19 protein-coding genes and 1 pseudogene are annotated in these 25660 nt (G+C 64.4%); 12 read left to right on the top strand and 8 right to left on the bottom strand.

Going from position 1 to position 25660, the window contains the following annotated elements:
- Positions 1–111: 111 nt before the first annotated feature.
- Positions 112–2808: a phosphoenolpyruvate carboxylase gene (gene ppc, locus HBNXHr_RS00780; RefSeq protein WP_275882774.1), complete on the top strand. Its 2697-nt coding sequence runs from the start codon at positions 112–114 to the stop codon at positions 2806–2808.
- A gap of 85 nt (positions 2809–2893) precedes the next feature.
- On the opposite strand, the gene HBNXHr_RS00775 is transcribed toward ppc, so the two are convergent.
- Genes HBNXHr_RS00775 through glpA form a run of 3 tightly spaced genes read right to left on the bottom strand, consistent with a single transcriptional unit; the run spans position 2894 to position 7311 of the window.
- Positions 2894–4273, bottom strand: a complete 1380-nt coding sequence (locus HBNXHr_RS00775) for an anaerobic glycerol-3-phosphate dehydrogenase subunit C (protein WP_275882773.1) — start codon at positions 4271–4273, stop codon at positions 2894–2896.
- Positions 4274–4277: 4 nt separating this feature from the next.
- A complete protein-coding gene (gene glpB, locus HBNXHr_RS00770) occupies positions 4278–5564 on the bottom strand; it encodes a glycerol-3-phosphate dehydrogenase subunit GlpB (protein ID WP_275882772.1) in 1287 nt (428 codons plus the stop codon).
- On the bottom strand, positions 5554–7311 hold the full coding sequence (gene glpA / locus HBNXHr_RS00765) for an anaerobic glycerol-3-phosphate dehydrogenase subunit GlpA (protein WP_275882771.1): 1758 nt from the start codon (positions 7309–7311) through the stop codon (positions 5554–5556). The genes glpB and glpA overlap by 11 nt, the downstream gene beginning before the upstream one ends.
- A 206-nt stretch (positions 7312–7517) precedes the next feature.
- Here glpA and glpK point away from each other — a divergent pair, with 206 nt between their 5' ends.
- Entirely contained in the window at positions 7518–9050 is a 1533-nt protein-coding gene (gene glpK, locus HBNXHr_RS00760; protein WP_275882770.1) for a glycerol kinase GlpK, read from the top strand.
- Between the two features lie 3 nt (positions 9051–9053).
- Positions 9054–10118 carry a hypothetical protein gene (locus HBNXHr_RS00755; protein WP_275882769.1) on the top strand — a complete coding sequence of 355 codons (1065 nt, stop codon included), beginning with the start codon at positions 9054–9056 and terminating at the stop codon, positions 10116–10118.
- 16 nt (positions 10119–10134) lie between these two features.
- Here HBNXHr_RS00755 and HBNXHr_RS00750 read toward each other — a convergent pair whose 3' ends face one another.
- Positions 10135–11109, bottom strand: a complete 975-nt coding sequence (locus HBNXHr_RS00750) for an ROK family protein (RefSeq protein WP_275882768.1) — start codon at positions 11107–11109, stop codon at positions 10135–10137.
- Between the two features lie 181 nt (positions 11110–11290).
- Positions 11291–13039: a pyruvate kinase gene (gene pyk, locus HBNXHr_RS00745; RefSeq protein ID WP_275882767.1), complete on the bottom strand. Its 1749-nt coding sequence runs from the start codon at positions 13037–13039 to the stop codon at positions 11291–11293.
- Positions 13040–13492: 453 nt separating this feature from the next.
- Between pyk and HBNXHr_RS00740 the strand changes: the two are divergent.
- The 8 genes and pseudogenes from HBNXHr_RS00740 to HBNXHr_RS00705 all read left to right on the top strand — a co-directional run.
- Positions 13493–13639 (top strand): annotated as a pseudogene (locus HBNXHr_RS00740) (YbhB/YbcL family Raf kinase inhibitor-like protein); the annotation flags it as partial.
- 97 nt (positions 13640–13736) lie between these two features.
- The gene (locus HBNXHr_RS00735) at positions 13737–14690 is read left to right on the top strand and encodes an endo-1,4-beta-xylanase (protein ID WP_275882766.1); all 954 of its coding nucleotides are present in this window, start codon (positions 13737–13739) and stop codon (positions 14688–14690) included.
- Between the two features lie 654 nt (positions 14691–15344).
- Entirely contained in the window at positions 15345–16019 is a 675-nt protein-coding gene (locus HBNXHr_RS00730; RefSeq protein ID WP_275882765.1) for an HAD family hydrolase, read from the top strand.
- 286 nt (positions 16020–16305) lie between these two features.
- Positions 16306–16845 (top strand): pyruvate ferredoxin oxidoreductase subunit gamma, encoded by a 540-nt coding sequence (locus HBNXHr_RS00725; protein ID WP_275738585.1) that lies wholly within the window; start codon positions 16306–16308, stop codon positions 16843–16845.
- Positions 16842–17135 carry a 4Fe-4S binding protein gene (locus tag HBNXHr_RS00720; protein WP_275738584.1) on the top strand — a complete coding sequence of 98 codons (294 nt, stop codon included), beginning with the start codon at positions 16842–16844 and terminating at the stop codon, positions 17133–17135. The genes HBNXHr_RS00725 and HBNXHr_RS00720 overlap by 4 nt, the downstream gene beginning before the upstream one ends.
- Positions 17136–17137: 2 nt before the next feature.
- Positions 17138–18367, top strand: a complete 1230-nt coding sequence (locus HBNXHr_RS00715; RefSeq protein WP_275882764.1) for a pyruvate ferredoxin oxidoreductase — start codon at positions 17138–17140, stop codon at positions 18365–18367.
- A complete protein-coding gene (locus tag HBNXHr_RS00710) occupies positions 18367–19323 on the top strand; it encodes a thiamine pyrophosphate-dependent enzyme (protein WP_275738580.1) in 957 nt (318 codons plus the stop codon). The genes HBNXHr_RS00715 and HBNXHr_RS00710 overlap by 1 nt, the downstream gene beginning before the upstream one ends.
- Before the next feature lie 146 nt (positions 19324–19469).
- The gene (locus tag HBNXHr_RS00705) at positions 19470–20954 is read left to right on the top strand and encodes a methyl-accepting chemotaxis protein (protein WP_275882763.1); all 1485 of its coding nucleotides are present in this window, start codon (positions 19470–19472) and stop codon (positions 20952–20954) included.
- A gap of 99 nt (positions 20955–21053) precedes the next feature.
- Here HBNXHr_RS00705 and HBNXHr_RS00700 read toward each other — a convergent pair whose 3' ends face one another.
- Positions 21054–22079, bottom strand: a complete 1026-nt coding sequence (locus HBNXHr_RS00700; protein WP_275882762.1) for a polymer-forming cytoskeletal protein — start codon at positions 22077–22079, stop codon at positions 21054–21056.
- Positions 22080–22200: 121 nt separating this feature from the next.
- On the opposite strand from HBNXHr_RS00700, the gene HBNXHr_RS00695 reads away from it, so the two are divergent.
- On the top strand, positions 22201–22398 hold the full coding sequence (locus HBNXHr_RS00695; RefSeq protein WP_275738570.1) for a DUF5800 family protein: 198 nt from the start codon (positions 22201–22203) through the stop codon (positions 22396–22398).
- A gap of 18 nt (positions 22399–22416) precedes the next feature.
- Here HBNXHr_RS00695 and HBNXHr_RS00690 read toward each other — a convergent pair whose 3' ends face one another.
- Both HBNXHr_RS00690 and HBNXHr_RS00685 read right to left on the bottom strand, forming a co-directional pair.
- Complete coding sequence (locus HBNXHr_RS00690) at positions 22417–24924, bottom strand: DEAD/DEAH box helicase (protein WP_275882761.1); 2508 nt, start codon at positions 24922–24924, stop codon at positions 22417–22419.
- 87 nt (positions 24925–25011) lie between these two features.
- Positions 25012–25659 (bottom strand): dolichol kinase, encoded by a 648-nt coding sequence (locus HBNXHr_RS00685; RefSeq protein WP_275882760.1) that lies wholly within the window; start codon positions 25657–25659, stop codon positions 25012–25014.
- Position 25660: the final 1 nt, after the last annotated feature.

The following is a 25660-nucleotide window of genomic DNA, read 5'->3' as shown; positions in this document are numbered from 1 at the left end:
AATTCCATGGCGAAATCCCAAGACTGCGACTTATTGAATGATTATCTACTGCGGATATGACATTCTTCCAATTCCGCTAGTGTTATAGCCTTCCAATGTTCATTGGGTGGTATGACTTTACACGGCAGAGAGCTCAACCAGGATGTCCGTGAGTTGGGGCAACTGCTGGGGTCGATCATCGAGGCACAAGACTCGACAGAAGCGTTCAAATCTGTCGAGAGGATCCGGAACAACGCGATCGCCTACCGTCGCGGGGACGGCGAGTCCCGTGAGCCGATCCACGACGAACTCGACCGGCTCTCCCCGGAGATGCAAGACGTCGTCGCGCGGGCCTTTACTACCTATTTCGAACTCATCAACCTCGCCGAGGAGCGCGAGCGTGTCCGCGAGATCAGAGAGGGAGTCCAAAGCGGGGACCTCTCGGACACCGTCGAGGAAGCTGTCGAGACGCTGGCTGCCGAGGACGTCGATCCGGACACCGTCGAGGAGATCCTCGAGGACGTCATGATCGAGCCGACCTTCACGGCTCACCCGACCGAAGCGCGACGCAAGACGATCAAGGCCAAGCTCTGGTCGGTGGGGAAGCTCATCCAGGACCTCGATCAGATCCGCCTCACGGACCGGGAGGTACGCCGGAAGAAGCGCGAACTCCGGGCGGAAGTGACGAGCCTCTGGCAGACCCCGCAGGTCCGCGATCGCCGGCCCGACGTGACCGACGAGACGCTGAACATCCAGTGGTACCTCGAGAACAGTCTCTTCGACGTCATCGACGAAGTCTACGACGAACTCGAGGTCGCGCTCGAAGAGGCATACGACGGCGAAGTCGACGTCCCGAAACTCTACGAGTTCCGATCGTGGGCGGGCAGCGACCGTGACGGGAATCCGTACGTCACGCCCGAGGTCACGCACGAAACGCTGGACCGCCAGCGCAGCGTCGTCCTCGATCTGTATCGGGACGAACTCAAGAGCCTCTCCGGTGTGTTGAGCCAGGACATCGACAATCTGGAGATGAGCGAGGCGTTCGAGGAAAACCTCGAAACGCACAAAGCAGACCTCCCGGGCGTCGCCGACGAGATAGTGGATCGCTATCCGGACGAACCCTATCGCCAGAAGCTGAAACTGATGCGCGAGAGCGTGCTCCGGGTCGATGACGTCCGTTCCGGCGCGTACGACGACGACGGAGAGCTCCTTGCCGATCTCGAGAGCATCGCCGAGAGCCTCCGGGAGAACGACGCCGACGAAATCGTCGAGGCGCACGTCGAGCCGCTGATCCGCAAGGTCGAGACGTTCGGCTTCTCGCTGGCGAACCTCGACCTGCGGGACCACCGCGAGAAACACACCAACGCGCTGATCGAGACCCTCGATCGTGAGGGCATCGACTACGAGTCGATGGACGAGGACGAACGCGTCGAGTTCCTGACCGAGGCGATCCTCCAGGACGAGCCGGTCATCGACATCGACGTGACCGACGACCTCTCGGAGGACTCCCAAAAGGTGTTGACGCTGTTCTCCGAGGCCGCCCACTGGCAACGCGAGTACGGCGTCGATGCCATCGATACCTACGCGATCAGCTGGTTTGAAGAGTCCTCCCACGCACTGGAGGTTCTGTTCCTCGGGGACCAGGCCGGCATCGTCGACCTGCCGGGCTACTGCGGGTTCGACATCGTCCCGCTGTTCGAAAGCGAGTACGCGCTGACGCGTGTCCGGGAGATGTTGAGCACCCTCTTCGAGAACGAGGCCTACAGCCAGGCCCTGGAAGCACGCAACAACACCCAGGAGATCCTGCTCGGGTACTCGGACTCCTCGAAGGAGAACGGCTATCTGGCCGCCAACTGGGAGCTGTACCGCAATCAAAAGCGGATGGCCAACATCTGTGACGACTTCGACGTCACGCTTCGGCTGTTCCACGGCCGCGGCGGCTCGATCTCCCGCGGTGGCGTGCCGATGCACGAGGCGATGCTCGCCTTACCGAACCAGACCGTCAACGGCCAGATCAAGTTCACCGAGCAGGGCGAGGCCATCGCCGAGAAGTACGGCAACCCCGACATCGCCGAGCGCAACTTAGAGCAGATGCTGAACGCCCAGGTCCTGGCGCGGTACAACGCCATGGAGAACCCCGTCGAGGACATCCCCGAGGAGTGGATCGACGCCTTCCAGACGGCGGCCGACCACGCCAGCACGGAGTATCGGGACCTCCTGGAAACTGACGGGTTCGTCCAGTACTTCGAGCAGGCGACGCCGATCACGGTCATCGAAAACCTCAACATGGGTTCGCGGCCGGCCTCCCGGACGGAGGATCGGAGTCTCGAAGACCTCCGGTCGATCCCGTGGGTGTTCTCCTGGACGCAGGCCCGGTGTATCATCCCCGGCTGGTACTCCGTCGCCACGGGCATCCAGGGCTACCTCGACGACGGCGGCGACATGGAGACCCTCCAGGAGATGTACGAGGAGTGGCCGTACTTCGGGACGATCCTCGATCACGCCGGGATGGCACTGGCCAAATCGGACATGGAGATCGCCACCGAGTACGCCGACCTGGCCGACGAGGAGCTTCGCGAGCGGTTCTTCCCCCGGATCCGGAGCGAGTACGAGAACTCCGTCGAACTCATCCAGGAGATCTCCGGACGGGAGACCCTCCTCAAGCGGTCGTGGATGGAGGACAACCTCGAACGCCGGAACCCCTACGTCGACCCGCTGAACCTGCTCCAGATCCGGTTGCTCGCTCAATCGCACCTCACCGAGACCGAACGCCGGGCGCTCCGGCTGACGGTTCACGGCATCGCGGCCGGCATGAAGAACACCGGATAACCGACCTCACCCGCTGAATCTACGCCTGTTTTCGCAACTGTCTCTGTCGTCCGTTGCCGTGCTGGCAGCTGTTTGCCTTGGGCCCTCAGGTCAACACCGTATCGAGCAACTGCATCGGGTGGTGGATCTCATAGCCCGTCCCGTGTTCCATCTGCATCGAGCAGGTGGGACACTCCGTCATCCCGTGTTCGGCGTCGGCCTCGGCCATGTGCTCGAACATCTCCTCGCCGATCTCCATCGAGGTCTCGTACTTCTCTTCTTTCCAGCCGTAGGTGCCCGAAATCCCCGAACAGGAGTCGCCGACATCGGTCACGGTGACGCCATCGACATCTTCGAACAGTTCGACGGCCTGTCGCCCGAGGCCCTGATTGCGGGAGTGACACGGCGCGTGGTAGGCGACGTCGGGGAACTCCTCGGCTTCTGCCCCCGCGAGTTCGGCTTCGAGATCCTCGTGGATCCGGAGGTATTCCATGGCGTCGTAGGTGTGAGCGGCGAGTTCGTCGATGCCCTCCAGATCGAAGAGGTCGGGGTACTCCTGGCGAAGCGCAAGCGAGCAGGAGGAGCAGGTACAGATCACGTCGTAGCCATCCTCGATGGCGTTGCCCAGATGCTCGACGTTGACTTTGGCGTGTCGCCGGGCGTCGTCGACGCGGCCGTTGGCGAACATCGGCGTCCCCGAGCACTTCTGTTTCGGGACCGTGATCTCGTATCCCAGCGACTCGTAGACCCGGACCATCGCCTTGGCGACCTCGGTCGTGTTGTAGTTCGAATAGCAGCCGTGGAAGTACGCGATGCGCTTCTCGTCGCTTTGCACGTGGGCACCTCCACGCTCTGCTCGCGCCTCCCGCGCTCGCTCTTTCGAGGTGGCTTCGCCACCTCGCTCTGCCCACCACTCACGAAACGTCTGCGTGGCGAACTCGGGGAACTCGCGTTCGCTCGGAATCTTCATCGTCTTCTCCATGAGCCACCGGACCGCCCCGTTGTTCATGAAGAAGTTCGCCGTCCGCGGGAGTTTCGAGGCCAGCCAGGCCGACGTCCGGTAGTTGGCGAGGATCCGGTTGCGGATCTTCTTGATCGAGAGGGGCTGGTCCTCTAAGACGTACTTCGCCCGCGCCGTGTTGTGCATCTCGCTGAAGGGGACGCCGGAGGGACACCCGCTATCGCACTGCAGGCAGTTCGAACACTCGGTGATCGAGTCGTCGATCTCGACCTCGCCCTTCTGGGAGAGTCGCCACTGTTCCGGGCCCTGGAACTGCGGGCCGGGGAAGTCGTCGTTGACCTCGGCGACGGGACACTCGGCGTCGCAGGTTCCGACTTTCGTGCAGTTGTCGGCCCCGGCCCGGAGATCCATCTCCGTGGTCGAGTCGAAAACGTCGCGTGGTTCGTAGCCCTCCTCGTCGCTCTCGACGTCGGCGTCTGTCTCCGCACGGTCCGTCGTGGTATCACCGCGCTGTGTGTCACTCATTGGATTAGCCCTCCCTCGCCGCACGCCGACCGGCAGCGTAGCCAGTCGCGATGGAAACGCCGCTCGCTGATTTCTCTGCCGGGTAGTCGTAGCCGCCGATCACGGCCCCCGCCGCCCGGAGGTTCGCGAATTCCGGGGTGCCTCCCTCATCCATCGGCCGGAGCGCATCGTCGACGACGACTCCGAACTCTGCGAAGGCATGCTCGCCGAAGGCCTCGCCCTCGAACCACTCGTAGCGATCGTCCGGGTGGGGCACGTGACAGCCGAAGATCGGCTCGGTGACGCCGTCACGGTCCGAGTCGATCCCGCCGCCCGCGACGTCACCCGTCGCGAGGACGTACTGTTCGGCCGCGTAGGGTATCTGACTGCCCGATCGATCCATGTATACCGCCGAAATCATCCCGCCCTCGGCGTCAAAGTCCACGATCGGCCCGCCGCCGGACTCGATCTGTCCGCCCGCATCATCGAGCGCGGCATAGAGCCGGTCTTCGAGCCGACCACCGAGAACGCTGGGCGGCCCCATCGGGATCTCGAAGACCGCCGCACCGAGACGGTCTTCGAGTTCGTCCCGGATCGCCGCCGGATGGTCGACGCCCAACACCGCAGGGAATCCGATCCGTTCGGCCTCGCCGACGGACGGTTCGACTGCGTCGGCGAGGGCGGCCCGGACGCGCCGATCGCTGCCAGCACCGTCGACCGTCGGGTTCTCGTCGAGAAGGTGAGCGTACCGGGTCACCTTCGCGTCGTCGCGCACGACGATCGGGAACTCGACAGTGGCGGCGCTCGTCTCGGCCGGAATCCCCGCAGCTTCGAGGTGGTCCGCGGCCACACCGGCGTCGAAGCCGGTGAGCCGCTCGAAGCCGACGAGCAGGATGTCGCGGTCGTCGCTCGCCAGGCCCGCCGTGACGCCCGCTGGATATCGCGCGGTCGGCTTGACCGTCCCGCCGTGGGTCGGAACGAGGGCGTTCGCGTCGGTGTGGCTGCCGTGATACGTCTCGCCCAGCACGTCGTCGATCATCGCCAGGCCATCCCGGACCGTTCCCGCGCCGACGATCGCGTACGGGTGGGAGTCGGGGAGGTCCCCGATGGCGTCGAACGGGTCGACCACCGGCCCGTCACCGTCGGCGTTCGGCGGGTAGCCCAGGACGTCGAGCAGGCCGCTTGCGTGATGGAGCGTCGTTTCGGCCTCGCTGACGAGTCGCACGTCGGCCCCCGTCCGCGCGGCCGACAGTGCCGCCGAGAGGCCGGCAATCCCGCCGCCGATCACGAGGACATCCGAGTCAATCGCCACGGCCATCCCCCCTGCCACCGTCGGTGGCGACGTCTGCGGTTCCGTCCGCCGGTTGTCCGTCGCCGGTCGCGGGAGTGTTCGACGGCCCGGAATCGAACGCGCCGAAGTCAAGCGCTCCGCCGCCGGCGGGATCGCGATCGCGGTTCATCGTCAGCGCGTGCATCGTGTAGGTGATCATCGCCTGGGAGAGCTGTCTCCCCCAGAGCGCGTGACGTTGGCCCTTCCAGCGCTCCTGGTACAGTTCGTCGAGCGCCGCCCGTGCGCGCCCCTCGTCGAAATCGGGGTGGAGTTCGTTCGCCAGCCGATGGCTACAGAACCCACCCTGGCAGTTGCCCATCCCGGCCCGCGTGCGGATCCGGACGGCGTTGAGGTCAGTGCCGGACTGCTCGATGGCGTCGTTGACTTCCGCGCGCGTCACGGCCTCACACCCACAGACGACCGGGTTGGGCTCGTTGGTGTCGAGAACCTCCTGCGTTCGTGACCCCAGGCGCTCGGCGCTTCGTTTGGCGATCGGCGAGCGCAGGCCGAAATCATCCATCGCATCGTCGATGACGCCTTCGTCTTCACTGCCGGGAAGCGGTTCCTCGGCGGTGCGGCAGGTGGTGTCTACGTCAAATTTCTCGGCGAGGTGATCGACGAGTTGCTCGGCCATGAGTCGGTAGGTCGTCAGCTTGCCGCCGACGATCGTCGTCATGCCGGGGAGAGCGTCGCGCTCGTCGTGATCGAGCAGGAAGAACTCCCGCGTGATGTCCGTCGGATCGTCGGTCCCGGTGTCGGGTGGTTCATAGAGTGGACGGACGCCCCAAAAGGACCGGATCGTGCGCGCGTCTTCGAGGATCGGGACGAGCCTTGCGAGTTCCTCGATCATGAGATCGACTTCCCACTCTTCCTCCGGGTAGTCCTCCGGGTCGCCGACCTCCTCGTCGGTCGTCCCGAGGATCGCGGTCGTCTCGTGGGGCACGACGATGTCGGCGTCGCCCTTGGGCTGGCAGCGGTTGATCACGGTGTCGACCTGCCGGACGTTCATGATAGTCATCACCCCCTTCGAGGGGCGGACCTCCACGTCGATGTCGGCCATCGCCGCAATCTCGCCGGTCCAGGCCCCCGCGGCGTTGACGATATGGTCGACGCGGATCTCCTCGACGGACCCCTCGACCCCATGGACGCGGTTGCCCTCGCCGCTCTCGTGGGTGACCTCCGCGCCGACGATCTCGCCGTCCTCGACCAGCAGGTCGGTCACTTCCGAGAAGGTCTCGATGCGAGCGCCGTGGTTTGCAGCACTGATGGCGTTGGCCACGCACAGCCGGAAGGGGTCGATCGCCGCGTCGGGCACTTCGATCGCCTTGTCGATGTCCCGGGCGAGAAACGGCTCTTTCCGGCGTGCTTCTTCGGCGGCGAGTTCCGTCGCGGGGATCGAACACTCCCTGAGCCCGTCCAATTTTTCCTGGTAGTACTCCTCGGTGTCCTCCGGTCGCTTGACGAAGAGTCCGCCCGTGTCCTCGACGCAGTGGGTGGCGATGTCCCGGAGGATCATGTTCTCCTCGATGCACTCACGCGCACTCGCCTGATCGGAGACGGCGTAGCGACCGCCGCTGTGGAGCAGCCCGTGCATCCGGCCGGTCGTGCCGTGGGTGAGGTTGCCCTTCTCGACTAAGGTCACGTCGAACCCACGCATCGCAGCATCCCGGGCGATCCCGACCCCCGTCGAGCCGCCGCCGATCACGAGCACCGATGGGGAAGTTGTCATTTGGTATCGTTGTCCACGGCCCACGGCTACTTTATTGTTCGCTCTGTCGGACATATCGAATCCCGAACCAGCTGCGTGGTATCCGGCGTTTAAACCCGGATAGCGGACGATATAGGAAGAGAAAGCGGGTTAGGTAAATTTTATAACTATTTATAACCAATATAATAGCCGGTAGCACAACGGGTGCTCGACCGGGAATCCAATGCATGACAGACACCTACGTCGGCGCGATCGATCAGGGAACGACCGGCACGCGCTTCATGGTGTTCGACCGCGACGGCCAGGTCGCGGGCAACGCCTACGAGAAACACGAACAGTTCTATCCGGAGCCAGGATGGGTCGAGCACGACCCCCTAGAGATCTGGGAGACAACGAAAGCGGTCGTCACTGCGGGACTGGCCGACGCCGGAATCGAAGCTGAACAACTCGAGGCGCTTGGGATCACCAACCAGCGCGAGACGACGCTCGTCTGGGACAAAGACACGGGCAAGCCCGTACACAACGCCCTCGTCTGGCAGGACCGCCGGACGACCGACCGGGTCGAGCAATTACAGGACGAAGACAAGGTCGAGTGGATCCGTGGAAAGACCGGTCTCGAACCCGACGCGTACTTCTCGGCGACGAAGACGGAATGGATTCTGGACAACGCCGAGCCACTGAAACTCCAGAGTCACCGGGCTGCGGACCTCCGCGACCGTGCCGAAAACGGCGAACTGCTGATGGGCACCATCGACGCGTGGTTGATCTACAATCTCACGGGGAACCACGTCACGGACGTGACCAACGCCTCCCGGACGATGCTGTACAACGTCCACGAGATGGCGTGGGACGAGGAACTCCTCGCCGAGTTCGGGGTCCCCGAGGCGATGCTGCCGGAAGTGCGGCCCTCCTCGGACGAAAACCTCTACGGCCACACCGATCCCGACGGGTTCCTCGGCGCGGAGATCCCCGTCGCCGGCGCACTGGGCGACCAGCAGGCAGCCCTGTTCGGCCAGACCTGTTTCGAGGAGGGAGACGCGAAGAACACCTACGGCACCGGCTCCTTTTACCTGATGAACACGGGGACCGAGGCCGTTGAATCCGACCACGGCCTGCTGACGACGATCGCGTTCCAGCGGTCGGGCGAGCCTGTCAGGTACGCCCTGGAGGGGTCGATCTTCGCGACCGGGGCGGCGATCGAGTGGCTCGAGGACGTCGATCTCATCAACAACGCCGCCCAGACCGCGGACCTCGCCAGTGCGGTCGATTCGACCGACGGCGTCTATCTGGTGCCGGCCTTCACCGGCCTCGGCGCACCCCACTGGGATGGTCGCGCACGCGGGACGATCGTCGGGATGACCCGCGGCACCCGGAAGGAACATATCGTCCGGGCGACGCTGGAGGCCATCGCCTACCAGACCCGGGACGTCGCCGAGGCGATGGAGGCCGACTCGGGGATCGAGACGACCACACTCCGGGTCGACGGCGGGGCCGTCAAGAACGACTTCCTGTGTCAACTCCAGGCCGACGTCATCCGGACGGACATCGCTCGCCCCGAAGTCGACGAGACGACGGCCCTCGGTTCGGCGTATGCGGCTGGCCTCGCCGTCGGCTACTGGGCTGATCTCGACGAACTCCGCGAGAACTGGCGGGTCGACCGGGAGTTCACCCCGGAGATCCCGGTCGAGGACGCCGATCGGATGTACAGTCGCTGGGACGACGCCGTCGAACGGGCGAAGGACTGGGCCCAGGAGGAGTAAATCGTGGTGGGAACAGTCCTGGCGCTACCGATCGTGGGTCTCGGCGTCGAGGAGTTTCTCGTCCTGCTGATCGCCGCGCTGGCCGGCGGGGCTTTCGGCGCGGCCCTCGGGGCGCTGCCCGCGTTCGTCTTCACCGGCTTCGTCGTCTTTCTCGGCGAAGGGCTGGCGATCCTCGAGGGGAACCTCGGCGACCTCTCGGCCATCGAAGGCGACATCGCGACCGGCGTGACCGGCACCATCGGCTTCGGCATGGTGACCGGCCCCCACGTCGCCTTCGCCGGCGGCGTCGCCGCGACGGCCTACGCCGGCAAGAAGTATCCCGACATGGAACCCGACGACTGGGGCTATCACTTCGGGAAGGACATCCTCTATGCCTTCGGGACCAAACCCGACATCCTCGCTGTCGGAGCGATCTTCGGCGCGCTCGGGATGGTCATCACGCAGGTCGGCGGCGGTCTCGGTATCCCGACGGACAACATCGCGCTGTCGGTCGTGGCGACGGCCGTCCTGGCGCGGGTGGCCTTCGGCTATCCACTGATCGGTCGCGTCGCCGGAACCAGCGTCTTGGACATGTCGCCGTTCGAGCGCGGCGAGGACCGGCCGGCCGCCGAAGGGGACTCGGCCCGCCCGGCGACCGAACCCTGGCTGCCTCACCAGTACGAGTGGGCCGGCGTCACCGCGATCGGTCTCGTCGGCGGGATCGTGGGTGGATACATCTGGCTCGAAACGGGCAGCGTGTTCATGGGGTATGCCATCTCGGCGATGAGCCTCCTCTTTCTCAACCTCGGCGTCGAGAAGATCCCCGTCACCCACCACATCACGCTCATCGGTTCAGTGGGGGCGGTGCTCGCGATGGCGACACTCGACAGCGAACCGGTAGTGCTGCTCGTGGCCGGTGGCTTCGGCATCCTGGCTGCCCTGCTCGCCGAGGCCACCCAGCGTGTCCTCTACGCCCACTCGGGGACCCACGTCGACCCGCCGGCGATGGCGATCACGATCGTGATGACACTCGTCGGCATCCTCTATCTGGCCGGGCTCCTCCCGAACGCCGGCTATCTCGGCCTCTGAACGTCTGAAAATTCGATCACTCGCGCAGCTTTCCGCGGTCACCGGTCCCCTGGGTGAGGGCGCTCGCGAGTGCGCCCTTGACCACCACGTCGTCGCCCAGCGTCGTGATGTTGATCTCGGGAATGTTGCCAAAGACCATCTCGGGGAGGCGATCACGGATCTTCTCGACGACCAGTTCCGGATTGTTCTCGGCAACGGCTCCGCCGATGTAGATCACCAGCGGTGCGTACGCCTGGACGATGTTAGCGACGCCCATCGCGTTGAACGTCGCGAGGCGATCGATAACCGCGTCGGCAAACGCGTCCTCACCGGCGTACTCAAAGAGGTCCGGGGCCTCGAAATCGGCGTCCATGACGGGCATATCTGTCTCCCAGTCGCCGGCCTGGTAGAACTCCCGGGCGTACCGGGGAATGTTGTTCCCCGAGGCGTAAGCTTCCCAGTGACCCTCCTGACCACAGCCACACGTCATCGTTCCCTCCGGATCGAGGGTCATGTGGCCGATCTCGCCGGCGTTGCCGTCCCACCCGCTGAGAACGTGGCCGTCGACGCAGACACCGGCCCCGATCCCCGTCGAGATAGTGAGATAGACCATGTCGTCGGGGTTCTGGTCGCTGTAGAACCGCTCACCGATCACCCCGGCGTTGGCGTCGTTGTGGAGATGCACCTCGTCCGCCTCGGTGAGGTTCTCGATCGGCCCCACCAGGGGGATCGTCTCGATCGTATCCGGGAGGTTCGCCGGGTTCTCGACGACACCCTCGTCGAGGTCCAGCGGCCCGACCGACCCGATCCCGACGGCCTCGAGGTCGGATGGGTCGACGTCCGCGTCCGCACACGCGGCACGCAGCGTCTCGAGGATTGCCTCAGTTACGGCGGTGCCAGTCGGTCCAGGCGGCGTCTCTCCTTTGTCCCGTCCGATCTCCTCGCCAGTCTCGTCACCGACGACGGCACGGACGTACGTCGCACCGAGGTCGACACCTGCGTATGCGGCCATATACGTTCAGGAATGGCGTTGGTCCACTTAACTGCACGCGTTTCGATGTGAATGGTATCGCCTCGCTGCCACTGAAAGTGGGTGGGCACTGCCACGAAGGCTGCGTGAAAAGACGAACGCAAGTCGAGCTATCTCGGACCCAAACAGTGACGAAGCAACAACGGAACCGAAAGTCGTGTCCTCAGTCGTCGAGCGTTCCGAGCTGGCCCTTATAGAGGACGCCGCGCTCGGCGTCGAGCGTCACGGTCGCCCCGTCTTCGAGGTCGTCGGGAACCGTCATGTGACTCGCCGTGGGAATGTCGAGGCGACGACCGACGGTGACAGCGTGCCCGCGTCGGTTCGTGTGGCCATCGATGATCCCGCCGAGCGTTTCGGGATCGCCCAGGAACTCGTCGTCGAAGTCCTCGGGGACGGCGACGATCGCATCGTCAGGGACGTCTTCGAGATCACCGTCGGCGGTTCGCACCAACGGACCCGTGACGAGTCCGTCGACGACGGACTGTCCAGTTGCCACGGTCTCGGCCGCCAGGTGAACCTTGAGCATATTCGAGGTACTGGTGCCCTCGAGTTCGGTCATCATGCCGGAGATGACCACGACGGTGTCGCCGCTCTCGGCGATGCCGGTCTTCAGCGCCGACTGGACGGCGTTCTGGACGATTGCGTCGGCGCCCTCCGTCGTGAAGGGGGCCGTCGTCGGGAAGATGCCACGCGCGAGCGCGAGTTGTCTGCGAACCCGCTCGCTTGGGGTCGAGGCGATGATCGGGACCTCGGGGCGGAACTTGGCCGTCCGCAGGGCGGTGTAGCCCGACTCGCTGGCGGCGACGATCGCGGTCGCGTCGATATCGTCCGCCAGCGTTCGGGCCGCGTGCGCGAGGGCATCGGTCCGAGTCTTATCGGAATGGGGAATCCGCTGGTCGCGGAGTTCGGCGTACTCCGCGCTTTGTTCGACCTCGTTGACGATGTCGGCCATCGTCGAAACGACGCGGGGCGGATGCTCGCCGATGGCCGTCTCGCCAGACAGCATGACGGCGTCGGTCCCGTCGAAGATGGCGTTGGCCACGTCTGAGGCTTCCGCGCGGGTCGGGCGTCGGGACTCCTCCATGGAGTCGAGCATCTCCGTGGCGGTGATGACGGGCACGCCGGCCTCGTTACACTGCCGGATGATCCGTTTCTGATACAGCGGCACCTCTTCGAGGGGTAACTCGACGCCGAGGTCACCGCGAGCGACCATCACGCCGTAGGACGCCTCGATGATACTGTCGAGATTCTCGACGGCACCCTTGCGTTCGACCTTCGAGACGACCGGCACTTCGGTCCCTTCGTTCTCAAGGAAATCGCCGATCTTGCGGACGTCGTCGCCGTCGCGGACGAAACTCGCCGCCACGAGGTCGACCTCCTTTTCCGCGGCGACTTCGAGTTCCGTCCGGTCCTGTTCGGTCGGGAACGGGAGGCCGAGTTCGACGCCGGGGACGTTGACGCCCTTGCGCGCGCCGAGTTCGCCGCCGTTCTCGACGTGGGCGTAGACGTCGCCGTCCTCGACTTTTTCGACCGTCGTTTCGATGCGGCCGTCGTCGAGCAGGACACTGTCGCCCGGTTCGACGACCGAAATGTCCACGGAGAGGCCGACCTCTTCGGGTGTCGCATCATCTCCCTTATAAAACCGGATCGTGGTCCCACCCTCGAGTTCGATCGGGTCGCGGATCGGGGCAGTCCGAACTTCCGGGCCGGGGATGTCGTGCATGACCGCGAGGGATTTGTCCATCTCCGCGTCGACCTCGCGAATGCGGTCGATCATCGTGCGCCGGTGTTCCGGCGAACCGTGGCTGGCGTTGAGTCGGGCGACCGACATGCCGGCCTCGGCGAGATTCCTGATGTCCTCTTTAGTCTCCGATGCAGGTCCGAGCGTACAGACGATTTTGGCGTTGCGCATTTGTTAGTGTCCCTCCGGGGGTGACGGCCACCGTCGGGTGGCGGTGATCGCCATGTCTAGAGGACTCTGTCCCCCAGGGATATGAAACTTATCAGAGCGATCCGATACGGCAAGAATTACCACAAAGAAGCGTGGTATGTGACTACGCACCGCAGGTACGTGGTCAAAAATATAAGAAAACATAGATATATAGTTCCCACGTGGGAAGTAATTCGAAAATGGATACAGCACCGAATAAGATTATTTTATATACATTTATTGAGTGTATGTTTAATAGGAAGATATTTTTGCAACGGGGGGACAACGGTGCGAGCGAACGTGGCCGGAAGCCGACCCGTGAGAACAACGATGGCAGCAACATCACTCACCAGCCCGGCCTTCGGGGACGGCGATCCCGAGGGGGAGTGACGACACCGAAGCCACCGTCAACTCCCGCTTTCGATCGCGGGCGTGCCGGACGGCCGGCACGCGTATCGATGTGTCGCGTACGCGCTGGACACGACGCTGTCGCTGGGGCCAGGGGCGACGACGGACGACCTCGAAGCCGCCATCGAGGGTCACGTCCTCGCCGAGGCAACGCTCGAAGGAACGGACGCACCGGACCGTGTCAGCGGACCCGCAAGCCCGTGTCCGCGAACCGGCATATTGGAAGAAATACATCCACATATTTATACTGCGAACGACCGACAGTTCCGATATGGCACCGACCCTGCGAGACGTGGCAGACGACAACGATGTCAAAATCGGGGCAGCGGCCGCAGCCGACCCGATCCGGGGAGACTTCCAGTATCGGGACGCGTTGCGGGAGTACAACGCCGTCACGGCCGAGAATGCCATGAAGATGGGGCCGCTGCGACCCGACGAGCACACGTACGACTTCACGGACGGCGACCTGATCGCCGAGTTCGCCCGCGAACACGACATGTACTTCCGCGGGCACGTGTTGGTCTGGCACAACCAGCTGCCCGAATGGCTGGTCCCCTTCCAGTACACCGACCGGGAACTCCGTCGCTTGCTCGAAGACCACGTCCGCACGGTCGCCGCGCGGTACGCCGGCGACGTCGACACCTGGGATGTCGTCAACGAGGCCGTCGCCGACGACGGCGGGCTGCGCGAGACGCCCTGGCTGCGGGCCTTCGGCGAGGAGTATCTGGACAGGGCCTTCGAGTGGGCCCACCAGTCCGCCCCCGACGCTGACCTCTTCTACAACGACTACGGCGCGGACGGGATCAACGACAAGTCCGACGAGATCTACGAGCTGGTCTCGGGCATGCTCGACCGTGGCGTCCCCATCGACGGCGTTGGCCTCCAGATGCACGCGCTGCACGACCCCGTCGATCCCGACTCGGTCGCCGAGAACATCGAGCGCTTCAAAGACCTCGGCCTGGAGGTCGAGATCACCGAGATGGATGTCGCCTACACGGCCGAAGATCCGCCCGAGGACCACCGGACGGTCCAGGCCGAGTACTATCGTGAGATCGTCGAGAAAGCCACCGAGGCGGGCTGTGACACTATCGTCGCCTGGGGCGTCGCCGACCACCACTCATGGATCCCCCACTTCGACGACACGCTGACCGAGGACCCCCTCCTGCTCGACGACAGCTACGACCGGAAACCCGCCTACGACGCGGTCGTCGACCTGCTGTCGTAAGCAGCGGTAACGCGGCTGGGCGAACAACGACCCGGGCCAGTGTCAGACGACCACGGTGTACGGTCCACCCCGAGACACGTCGCAGTATTTCTCGAATAGCGTATCGGAAATCCATCCTGGAGGAAAATATTAAGTAACCGGTGGCAGATATGTAACGAATGTCTATGTCGGACGACGAGGGGATCATCGACACGGTCAAATCGGTGCTCGGGCTCGACGATGACGAGTCCGGACCGTCGTCGAACTGACCGAGGCGGTTGAGTCGCCATCAGCGAAGATTCGTCGGGGCATCGTTCGCACGCCTGGTTCCCGCCGTGTCGAATCGCCGGGGGTCTCGGGGGAGGCGTTCCCGGTCGTCGCAGTGCCCCCCAGCCTGGGAGAGCGGCCCGGCCGTTCGGGGGACTGTATGTTTGCCGGCGTCCCACGGGGCCGACGATGACTGTCCGGTGAGCACGCTCGTAGCGTAGGAGCAACGATGACTTCGTGGCCGACGGGAACGGATCTGGCTGCTCTCTCAGGAGGGCCAGTCATCGACGAGAGGGGACTAAGCCGTTTTCGATCCCGGCCCGTCCTATCCGGACACCCGATGTGATCGCGAGCCAGACAACCCCAATCACAACATCTACCTGCGAGTTGCCCGAAGGAACGATATCCGTGTCCTACGACGCCATCGTCTTCGACCTGGACGGCGTCCTGCTAACGGGCTATCACACGGCCCCCGCCGTCTACCGAGAAGCGACCCGGGAGACGCTCGCTGACTTCGACGTGACCGTTGAAGCGGTCCCCGAGGAGTTGGTTAACCCGGACGATACTGACGAAGTCCGGCGGTTCTGTGACCGGCACGACTGTGCTCCGGACGCCTTCTGGGGCTATCGCGAACACGCCTCGACAGTTCTGGAAAACGAGCGAATCACGGCCGGCGAGCGCGAACCGTTCGACGACGTCGGCGTGCTCATGGAGTTGGCCGAGGCGGCGACGCTGGGGATCGTGAGCAACAACCGCCACGGCACCGTCCGGTTCGTCCGTGACTACTTCGACTGGGGGGATGTCTTTGGGGCCGTCCGCGGCCGGGCACCCACGCTGGCCGGCTACGATCGAATGAAGCCTGACCCCCACTACTTGGGGCAGACCCTCGATGACCTCGGCGTGGACCCGGTCAATACGCTCTTCGTCGGCGATCGACGCTCGGACGTCGAGACGGCCCATCGGGCCGGTACTGACTCGGCACTGCTGGTCCGGGACGGCGATCGACCGGTCGGTCAAGCGGAGCCAACCCGGGTTATCGAATCCCTCCACGACCTGAAACCGCTTGCGGGCGAGGAGCCCTGACTGACGGGGCGGAGCGGTAGCTGTGCCCTGTAGCTGTCGCCAAACTATAACAAAAGATAATTTAGAATGATCGGTTACCTTACATACGTTCGGGGTAAATCGTGAAAAACCGGACGTACTGCCCTTAAACACCCCGAATTTTGGGGGTATACTTTAGTTATAATGTATTACATACGTTGAAGTAGGTGGACTCTCCGATGACCGACGACGTGCGACGACACGGCGTAGGGGGTCAACCAAGAGCCCACCATCGCACGTTCGATGTCACTCTATCACGGTGATCACAATGGAAGAAATACGCATTCACGGTCGTGGCGGCCAGGGTTCGGTTACACTGGCACAGTTATTGGCACAGGCAGCACACGAAGAAGGGACCTGGGCACAGGCGTTCCCGGCGTTCGGCGTCGAGCGACGGGGCGCGCCCGTCGAGGCGTTCGCGCGCTTCGACGAGGCAAAGATCACGGATCGCAGCCAGGTCGACGAGCCCGACTTCGTCATCGTCCAGGACACGAGCCTGCTCGAGTACGTCGACGTCACCGACGGGCTCAACGAGGATGGCCTCGTGCTGGTCAACACTGACGCAGACCCCGAAGACCTCGATATCGAGACCGATGCCGAGGTCGTCACGGTCGACGCGACCGAGATCGCCCTCCAGCACCTCGGTCGCCCGATCATGAACACGGCCCTCCTGGGTGCCTTTGCCGGCGCGACCGGCCTGCTGGACCAGGAGAGCATGGAAGCCGTCATCACCCGCAAGTTCGGCGGTGAGGTCGGCGAGCAGAACGTCGCCGCGACCAACGAAGCCTTCTCGGAGGTATCAGCATGAGCCAATCGGAAGACCCATACGAAGACCTGACGATTACGACCGGTGCCGTCGTGGAACCGAACACGTCCCGCGTGAACAAGACGGGATCCTGGCGGCAGTTCAAGCCCGTTGTCGATCCCGACGCCTGTATCGCCTGTGGACAGTGTGATACGTACTGTCCCGACCAGGCAGCCAAGCCGGTCGAGGGAAAGGATCTCTACGGGTTTGATCTGGACTACTGCAAGGGCTGTGGGATCTGTGACGAGGTCTGTCCGACCGACGCGATCGAAATGATTCGGGAGGAGAAATAACAATGGCAAAAGCTGAACTGAACCCCTCGGACGAACAGCAGGTAATGAAGGGGACGTCGGCCGTGGCGAAGGGCGTCATGGCGGCCGACCCTGACGTCATCTCGGCGTACCCGATCACGCCCCAGACGGGCGTCGTCGAGAAGCTCTCGGAACTCGTCGCCGACGGGGAACTCGACAGCGAGTTCATCAAGGTCGACAGCGAGTTCAACGCCGCCTCGACGTGTATCGGCGCGTCGGCCGCCGGCGCTCGTGCGTTCTCCGCGACGTCGAGTCAGGGCCTGAAGCTGATGAGTGAACCGCTGTTCACGGCGGCTGGCATGCGCCTGCCGATCGTGATGGCGGTCGCCAACCGGTCGCTGTCGGCCCCCCTCTCGATCTGGGCCGACCACACCGACGCCTTCGCCGAGCGCGACGGCGGCATGTTGCAGTTCCACGCCGAGGACGTCCAGGAAGCCATCGACCACGTCCTGATGGGCTTCCGTGTCGCCGAACAGGTCAATCTCCCTGTCCTCTCGAACTTTGACGGCTTTATTCTGACCCACGTCCAGGAACCCGCCGACATCCCGAGCGAGGAGGAGGTCAACGAGTTCCTCCCCCCGCGGGATCCGGAATTCACACTCGACCCCTCGGATCCGAAGACGATGGGTGCCTACGCCCGACCGGAACACTGGACGGAGGCCCGCTACGAGATCCAGGCCGCGATGATGGAGTCCAAGGACGTCTGGGCCAAGACTGTCGAGGAGTTCAAGGAGGTCTTCGGCCGGGACTACACCGAGTACAACGGCATGATCGACACCTACCACGGCGACGCCGACTACCGTCTGGTCGCCCTGGGGTCGATGTGCGGGACGATCCGCGGCGTCATCGATCAGTACCGCGAGCAAGGCGTCGACGTCGGGCTCGTCCGTCCGCGCGTCCACCGGCCGTTCCCGACCGAGGAGATCCGGGCCGCGCTCGGAGACGCCGAGGCCGTCGGCGTCCTGACCAAGGAGATGTCCCCCGGCTACGAGTCCGCGCTGGCCGGCGAGATCAAGGGCACGCTGTATCACGCCGAGAACCAGCCACCGATCAAGAGCTTCGTCATCGGGATGGCCGGCCGGGACATCACCGCCGCCGAGATCGGCGCGATGATCGAGGAGACCATGGAGGCCTCCCATCCGATGACCTTCGACGAGCAGGAATCGTGGCCACAGCTGCGTGAGGAACTCCTCCAGACCGGAGGTGACAACTGATGAGTTCAGACTTACAGGATCAGGACTTCACTGACGAGGTCGAACACGGCGAGGAACTCTGGAACCCCGGCCACCGCGCGTGTGCCGGGTGTGGCCCCGCGCTGGCCATGAAGTACATCACCGAGGCCGCCGGCGAGAACACCATCATCAGCCAGCCCACTGGCTGTATGGAGGTCGTCTCGACGCCCTATCCCGAGAGTTCCTGGGGCACCAGCTACATCCACAACATCTTCGAGAACGCAGCGAGCGTCGCCTCGGGTATCGAGGCCGCCTACAAGTCCTTCGACCGCCGGGACCCCGATCACCTCGACGTCGAGGACTCCGATGACCTCAACATCATCGCGGTCGGTGGCGACGGCGCGACCGCCGACATCGGCATCCGCGCCCTCTCGGGCATGATGGAACGCGGTCACGACGTGACCTACATCATGTACGACAACGAGGCGTACATGAACACGGGCGTCCAGCGCTCGAGTCAGACCCCGCTCGGGGCCTCGACGACGACGTCGCCGGCCGGCGACGTCAGCATCGGCAACGACACCAACAAGAAGGACATGGCCTCGATCGCGGCCGACCACGGCGTCGGCTACGTCGCGACGGCCTCGATCTCGAACCCGCGGGACTTCAAACAGAAGGTCGAAGAGGCGATCTCGCGTGACGGGCCGAAGTTCCTGCACGTCTACTCGCCGTGTCCGGTCGGCTGGAGTTACGAATCCTCGAAGACGGTCGAACTCGCCGAACTCGCCGTCGAGACCGGACTGTTCCCGGTCTTCGAGATGGAAGACGGCGAGATCACGGACGTGAACAAGATCCGCGACCGCAAGCCGGTCCGCGAGTGGCTCGAGACTCAGGGGCGGTTCAAGCACCTCTTCGACGACGAGGACGGCGAAGAGGCCATCGAGGAGCTCCAGGCGTGGATCGACGACCGCGCCGAGGATCTCGGACTCGACGCCTGAGACGCCCACGCCACGATATAGATCACCGATAGTTCCTGCAGCATATCCACTGTTGTTTGCAGCTTTCCCCGTTTCGTCCCTCAGTTTTCCACACTGATCCGTGCGTGGTAGAAGGATATATAAGGATCATCTATCTACGTTAGGTCATGGCACGCCCCCTCACGCGAGAGACGCGCGCCGCTCTTGCATTCCAACTGATACATGCCGTGATACAGGCCGCGTTGCCGTTCGTGGCACCGCCGGCAGCGTATCCGTTCCTGGCAGGTGGCGGTTTCGTTCTCGCAGTCGCAACGCTCGCAGCCACCATGGCCACCATCCGGAACCGTCTGGAATCGCTTCACGCGACACGGACGGCCCTCGAAGATCGGATCGCGGACCTGGAAGCTACGCAGTCGGCACTGGAAGACGACCGGTCGGCGCTCCAGCGGGACCTCGCGGACGCACGCGAGACGATCGAGTCCCGCAGAGCCGGGAACGATCACCAGCTGTCGCCGTCCAGGACAGTGCTGACACCGGATGGCGGGACGCGGATCGCCGACGATGCCAGCGAGTTCGACAGCACGGTAACCCAGTACGCACAGACAGCAGGGGCGGCCGGTGACGGCGACCTGACCGTCCGGCTGTCCGCCGATACGGAGTCCGAATCACTCCTGGAACTCGCAGACCGCTTCAACGAGACGGTAATCGCGTTCGAACGGACGATCCGGGCGGCCGACGAGTTCAGCGACGACGTCGCCGAGTCGAGCGGACAGGTCTCGACCGCAACCGAAGCCGTCCGCGAGGCCAGCGAGAACATGGCCGAGAGCATCCAGGACATCGCCGACGCTTTCCACGAGCAACACGAGCAGGTGACCCAGATCTCCGAGGAGATGGGCCAGATGTCGGCGACGATCGAGGAAGTCGCCGCCTCCTCGGACGAGGTCGCCGAGAAGGCCGACCGGACCGAGCGCCGGACAGTCGAGGGGATCGAGGCTGCCCGCGACGTCAGCGACGCCATGAACGAGGTCGACGACCAGACCGAACACGTCGTCGAGACCGTCGAAACCCTCGACAGCCGGATGGACGAAGTCGGCCAGATCGTCGACCTCATCGACGACATCGCCGAGCAGACCAACATCCTCGCGCTGAACGCCTCCATCGAGGCCGCCCACGCGAGCAACGGCAACAACAACGGCTTTACCGTCGTCGCCGACGAGGTCAAGAGTCTCGCCGAGGAGACCAAAGACGCCACCGGCGAGATCGAGAGTCTGATCACCGACATCCAGGAGCAGACGACCCAGACTGTCGAGGAGATGGAGACGATGCGTGAAACCGTCAGCGACGGCCAGGAGACGATGGACGACGGACTCGAAGCCTTAGAATCCGTCCTGGATCACGTCCAGGACACGACCAGCGGCATCAAAGAGATCAGCGACGCGACCGACGACCAGGCCGCCTCCAGCGAGGAGGTCGCAAGTATCGCTGACAGTGCTGCGGAGATCAGCCGCGAGAACATGGACGAGGCCGAAAGCGTCGCCGCCGTCGCCGAGGAGCAGACCCTCGCACTCGGCGAGATGTACGTCAACGCCAAGACACTCAGCATGCGCGCAAAGCAACTCTCGAACCTGTTCGATCGGTACGAAACGGAATAAAGCGGGGCGACTGGGGTGACCAGGGGGCGGTTCTTTTCGTGGGACGTGCCACGGAGCGAGACCGACGGGCCAAACGTTGAGTACGCCACCGCCAGCCCGCTATTCGCCGGACTGTGACTCGGGAGAGACAGCCGCCGAATCCGTGTCCGCCGGTGGCGAAGTCGCTCCCGCGTCATCTGTGGCAGGGTCGTCAGCTGACCGTTCGGGAGCGCCGTCCTCGACGAAATCCGTCTCGTCGAGATCGGCAGCGACCGCAGCCATCGCCTCGGCCGCCTCGTCGGCGGCGTCGAGGACGCTGTCGGTGTGCATCTCCATCTCGTCGGCGACCCGGATCGTTCCCTCGACGGTCGCGTTCTCGTGGAGTTTGACGTTCTCGGCGGCAATATCGCCCCAGACGTGGACGCCGGGGCCGATCGAGACAGTGCCTCCCCGCGTGGTCACGTCGCCCTTGATCTCGGTCGCTCGGCCGACCGTGAGGTCGTCTTTCGCCCGGAGTGACCCGAAGACGATCGTGTCCCGGCCGACGGTGAGTGACTCGGCCCGAAGGTTCCCGTGGAGTCGACAGTCATCGCCGATTCGCCCCGGCGCGGAGACCCGCCAGGCGTCGTCGCTGACGTGGGTCCCGCGGGGGACGAGTAGCGGTTGGGCATCCTGATCAGCGTCCAGAGCGGCCGCCAGGACGTCCTCGGCAGCGTCTTCCTCGCCGATCCGCAGCAGGTGCGAGAGGTACACAAACAGAAAGACGATCGTCGGCATCGGGTTCCGGATGACGATCCAGCCGTTGGCCTCGAAGCCGTCGTCAATGTCGACGTCGTCGCCGATGTCGAGATCGCCCGCAACTTTCAGTTCCCCGCCGATGTGGACGCGCTCGCCGAGATAGGCGTCCTCGCCGACGAGGACGTCCTCGCTCACGTCACACCACATGTCGAGCCGGCAGTCGCCCTCGGCCTCGATGTGGCCGCCGAAGCGCGTCCGCTCGCCCGCGATGACGTTGTTCCCCCGGACGCCGAACTCGACCGTACTCTGGCCGCCGACGATCACGTCGCCGTCGGTGACCAGATCGTGCTCCTCGACGGTCGTCCCGTCGGGGATCACCAACTCCTCGAGCGGCGTCGATCGCAGCACGTTCGTACGTGTGGAATCTACCGTCTTAAACCCCCAGCACGCGTCTGACGGGCGTCTGACGGCATGGCAGCGTGCGGTCGGCTCCAAGAGACTTATATCCGCCAGCGCGCAATTCCCGGGTATGACTGCCCTATCCTTCGACGAAACCGGCGTCGACGTCGTCTACGAGGGGACGGACTTCCGTCTCGACAAGGAGATGATCGAGGACGCGGTCGGCAAATCCTACCCCGACGTGACCGACCACGAGGTGCTCCAGCTGGTCGACCCCGAGCCGACGCTGTCGGGTGAGCCACAACGCATCGCCGAGATCATCCCGTAGCGGACGCCAGCGTAGCGTCTACGTCGCCTCGTACTCACTGCTGACGACTTCTCGAATCCGCTCGGCGGTGACCTCGCCGACGCCCTCGACGTCGAGAAGGTCCTCCTCGCCGGCGGTCATCACCGCCTCGACGCTGCCGAAGTGCTCGAGCAGCGCCCGCGCGATGACCGGCCCCACGTCGGCGATCGAGGCGACGACGTACTCTTGCTGTTCGCCGAGGGTCTTCGAGCCCTTCTCGCCGTGAACGCTGATCTCCCTGTCGTCGGTCTCCTGCTCGCGGGTGGCAATCGTCGCCAGGAGGTCGGCTGTCCCGCTCTCGTCGTCGGTCCGGAGGACGCTCGCGCCGAAATCGACCGCCAGCGAGGCAAGTGCACCCCGAATCGCGTTCGGATGGACGTTGCGCTCCTCGTAAAGCCCGTCACCCTCCAGAATCACGACCGGGCGATCGTAGTAGCGAGCGTCGTCTTTGACCTGCTCGAACATCGATCGATCCCCGCCCGTCAGCGTATCGAGGAAGTCCGAGATCGTCTTGCGCTCGACGACGACGCGATCCGAGAGGACGTAGTCGCCGACTTCGAGCGTCTCCAGGCGAGTCTCGAAGCCGTCGCGACGCGAGAGATCACGCCCGATCGAGGCATCGAGTTCGCGCTGGTCGATGACGACCTCGACTGCCTCCTCGCCGCCGGCCGTCGCGACCGTCCCCTCCTCGTCCGGTTCGGGGTCGGTTTGCTCCGTCGTTGACTGGGTGGCGTCATCGCCTCCCGGCGCGAACGCGTCCAGGCCGGTCTGACCGTCGTCCTCGCTGTCGTCTGCCGTGTCCTGGTTCGGCTGGTCGTCACCGTCGTCTCCGCCGACAGCCGTTGTACCGTCGCTGTCGGCGTCATTCTCGACCGCATTACTCCCGGCGGCCGGGTCATCCGAATCCGCGGACGCCTCGTCGTAGCCGTCCAGTCCCATCTGTTCGCGGAGGTGGCTCTCGATGTCGCCGGCCATGTCCTTCAGCGTCCGGAGTTCGTCCTCCATGCGCTTTTCGTCCTGGCGGGCCTTCCAGAAGTAGGCCTCGTCGCGGGTGTCCTCGGCGATCAGGACCACGACCGCCCCCTCTGTCTGGCGGCCAGTCCGGCCCTTGCGCTGGATCGACCGGATCGCTGTCGGGACGGGTTCGTAGAAAAGAACCAGATCGACTTCCGGGACGTCCAGGCCCTCTTCAGCGACGCTCGTCGAGACCAGCACCTCGAACTCGCCGGCCCGGAAGGCTTCTAAGGTCTCCTGCTGTTCGGTCTGGGTCATGCCGTCGCTACCCTCTGTGTCGCTCTGGCCGACGAACTTCTCGACGGTGAAGTGCTCACCCAGGAAGTCCGTCAGCGTCTCGGCGGTGTCCCGGGACTCGGTGAAGACGATCACGCGCTCGCCGTCGTGGATGCCCAGCGTCTCGGCGATCTGCATCCGCGTCCGGCGGAACTTCGGATGGAGGTCCTCGAAGTCCTCGGCCTTCCGGCGTGCCTCGCGGACCTTCGGCGCGCTGACGAGGCGCTGATCTGCCTTCGAAGCGCCCGACGACCGGGCAGCCTCCCGGAGACGTTCGAGATACCGGCGCAGGCTCTCGACGCTCTGGGTTTCGGCGTAGGTCACGGCCGTCCGAAGCTTTCGAACCTCGGCCAGCAGGCTCATCCCCTGATACCCCTCCGATTGGTCGTTGTCCATCAATTCCCGGAGCTTGGCCTGGATCTTGCGGATCTCCCGCTCGGAGACATCGGGCTGTGTCGAGGACGTGACCCCGAGTTCCTTGAGTTGGGTCATCCGGTCGTGGATGACGTCCTGGAGGGCGTCGCGGATCTCGATGACCGGCTCGGGCAACTCGACGCGTTCCCAGTTGACGCTCGTGTTGTGGGTGTAGGCCTCGACGTCGGCGTCCTCGCTCGTCATCACCTCGACCTCGCGGATGCCGAGGTTGTCACACACCCCGAGGATCGCCTCCTCGTCGTCGCCGGGCGAGGCGCTCATGCCCGTCACAAGGGGGTCGTCGCTGTCCTCGTGGTAGCGCTCGGCGATGTAGGTGTAGGGGTACTCCCCGCTCGCACGGTGGCACTCGTCGAACGTACAGTGGGTCACCGGCGAGAGATCGATCCGCGAACCGAGGAGGTCGTTCTCGACGACCTGCGGGGTGGCGATTACGACAGTCGCGTCATCCCACAGCGCGGCGCGGTCGTCGGGCCGGACTTCACCCGTGAAGACGACGATTTCCTCGTCGTCGATCGTGAGGGCTTCGCGGTAGAAATCGGCGTGTTGCTGGACCAGCGGTTTGGTCGGCGCGAGCAACAGCGATTTCCCGCCGACCGCGTGGAGCCGCTCGGCCGTCACCAGCAGGCTGACGGTGGTCTTGCCGAGGCCGGTCGGGAGACAGACCAGCGTGTGATCGGCCGCGGCAGCGTCGGCCAGCTGGGTCTGGTAACCCCGGTTCTCCAAGACGCCGGGCTCGACGAGCGGGCGATCGATAGATTCCTCGGACGCGTCAGTAGCCGCCATCTGTCCGCTGATTCGTGTCGTTCGCGGTTAAGGGTTCTCGTAGCGCGGTGAAAGTAAAGCGGCCGCCTCCTGACACCGCAGTGGTGGTCACAGCCCCAGCGCCGGCAGGTACTCGATGGTGAGGAACATCGCGACGGCGGCCGACGGCGCGATCGTGAGGTTGTCGTCGACGACGTACCCCCGGATCACGGGCTTGGCTCCGTCCGCCGCGGTCGCTGCCGCCCCGCCCAGGATCGCCGGAATCGGGCCGACAAACGCGCTCGCGATGAGCGTCGTGAGGCCGAACGTGGCGAGCAGAACCCACGTCTGCTTGACGGCCCGGAGTTCGCCCGCGCCCAACAACCCGCTGAAGGGATCGCCGATCGTCAACATCAGCATCGCCGGGACTGCCACCGGCGATGGGTCGAACGGGCTGGCAATCACCGGGTCGGCCCCCGCCGGTGGGAACAAGAACGCCACCAGCGTCAATCCGACCCCGCCCAGGAAGTACGCCGCGAGGTTCTCCTGTTCGTATTCACGGGTGAGTCGGTCGAAGATCCACCACTCCAGGCCGACGTACAGCCGGACGATTTCGAGGCCGAACGCGCCGACCAGCGCCAGCGATAGAAACACCTGGACGTGCCACCAGGTCATCTCCGCGATGAAGACGTACGACAGGGGGGCAACGCTCGTGCTCGCATGGACAAGCCGGCGCGTTACTTCGTCGTCGATGCGATCGAGAACGGACGGAAACACG

Source organism: Halorhabdus sp. BNX81, assembly GCF_029229925.1.
Taxonomy (GTDB): domain Archaea; phylum Halobacteriota; class Halobacteria; order Halobacteriales; family Haloarculaceae; genus Halorhabdus.
This window is presented reverse-complemented; position numbering and strand designations above follow the sequence as displayed.